Annotated in this window: 4 protein-coding genes; all 4 read left to right on the top strand. The window is 36.9% G+C overall.

The annotated features are described in order from the left end of the window. Window positions 1-300, top strand: a 300-nt coding sequence (locus tag GMD4S_RS00420; RefSeq protein WP_000304176.1) for an SHIRT domain-containing protein, incomplete at its 5' end; no start/stop codon positions are given. A 157-nt stretch (window positions 301-457) separates the two neighbouring features. Continuing rightward, window positions 458-778 (top strand): PadR family transcriptional regulator, encoded by a 321-nt coding sequence (locus GMD4S_RS00425; protein ID WP_000423991.1) that lies wholly within the window; start codon window positions 458-460, stop codon window positions 776-778. Then, entirely contained in the window at window positions 778-1,353 is a 576-nt protein-coding gene (locus GMD4S_RS00430) for a DUF2812 domain-containing protein (protein WP_008283872.1), read from the top strand. Before GMD4S_RS00425 ends, GMD4S_RS00430 begins: the two co-directional genes overlap by 1 nt. Before the next feature lie 34 nt (window positions 1,354-1,387). Next, window positions 1,388-1,754 (top strand): DUF2812 domain-containing protein (locus GMD4S_RS00435; protein WP_001086357.1); only part of this gene is annotated, 367 nt, incomplete at its 3' end.

Here is a 1,754-nt window from a genome sequence, read left to right on the forward strand (position 1 = left end):
CAAGTAACTCCAACTCAACCAAGTCAAACAGAAGTGAAGACAGCAGAAGGCACATGGAGCTTCAAGTCTTATGACAAGACATCTGAAATCATCAATGGAGCAGACGCACACTTCGTAGGCACCTGGGAATTCACTCCGGCCCCAATTAAAGATTCTGGAAATACTAGTCAACCAGAAGAAAGAAGTAGTCAAAATCAGAACTTGTTACCAAACACGGGTTCAGCAGTATCTGGTCTTCTTTCAATCATCGGTCTTGCCTTTGCAAGTCTAGCAGCTTTTGTTCTTCGTAAGAAAGACTAAGCCACTCTTAGGAAATAAGAAATTGAATTCTTAATTCCTGAGTCTAAGAAGAGAGAACGAGAAATCGTTCTCTCTTTTTCTTGCATTTTATATCGAGCTGTGATATATTTTATATAACGAAGTGCGATATATCGAACTGAATAGGAGGTGCCTATAAATGGAATTAACAGATAAGGTTCGTCGGGTCTATCTTCCGATGACGGAAACGGGCTTTTATATTTTGTTCTGTCTGCAAAAGGAACGTCATGGTTATAGTATTACGCAAAAGGTCAAGGAGATGACAGATTCGCAAGTTTCGATTAGTCCTGGAACTATGTATGGAACCTTGTCAAAGATGGAAAAGGATGGCTTGATTTCTTTTGTCCGAGAGGAGGAAAAACGGAAAATCTATCAGATTACAGACTTGGGACGCAAAGTCTTAGATATTGAATTGAAACGTATTGAACGGCTCTATAGAAACAGTTTGGAGGAAGTATGATGGAAAAGAAAATTGTTTATCGAATTTTTACAATTGCGGATTATGAGAGGGAAGCTCTATACTTTAGAGAAATGCATGCTAAGGGCTGGAAGCTTAGGAAAGTAAGCTATTCTATCTTATTGTTTGTAGTTAAGTATACCTTTGAAAAGTGCCAACCGGAGCAGGTGTCTTATCAGTTGGACTTTTATCCCATGAAAAAATCAGAGAGAGCCTCCTATTTACAACTATTTAAAGACTGTGGCTGGGAGCATATTACAGACTTTAATAGTTTTTCCTATTTTAGAAAAGCGCATTCTGAAATTGAATCGGATACTGAGTTTGAAATCTATAATGACGCTACAGGGAAGTTAGCTATGATCAAACGGATTTTAAGACTGCGGATGCTTCCTATTTTGATTCTATTTTTAGCTCTACTACCGGTTTTCTCAAAGTTTGTCAGTGGAGCTAGTTCTTTCAGTTGGGGAATGTTTTTGATTGTCATAATAGATTGTGTTTTATTGATAGTTTTTGCGGTTCAGATTTCTTATATTTTTTGGAGCTTGTTTCAAAAGTGGAAAGAATTATCTGAAAAATAAAACCATGTATGTTTTCTGATTTGGAGGTAAGACAATGAATAGCAAAGTACAATTTAGGATTTTCACCATTGTTGATTTGGACAAGGAAGAAGAATTTTTACATGAGATGCACTTGAAAGGTTGGAGATATAGAACTAGTCGTTTTGGTTTTTTCTATTTTGACCACTGTCAACCGGACGATGTCATCTACCATATCTATGATTCTAGATTTCTTAAAAAGTATAAGCATGAACTACAAGATTTTAGAAATAGCGGTTGGGAATTGATAGAAACAGGTTTTTGTTCAATTCTTCGTAAACCAACTTCTGATATCCTTTCAGAGGAGAAAGTCTATATGAGTAAGGGTCTCAGATGGGAAGTTATGCGGTCTAGACTTCGTTCCTGTATAGCCACTTTTTCAG

The sequence above is a fragment of the Streptococcus sp. GMD4S genome (assembly GCF_000296955.1).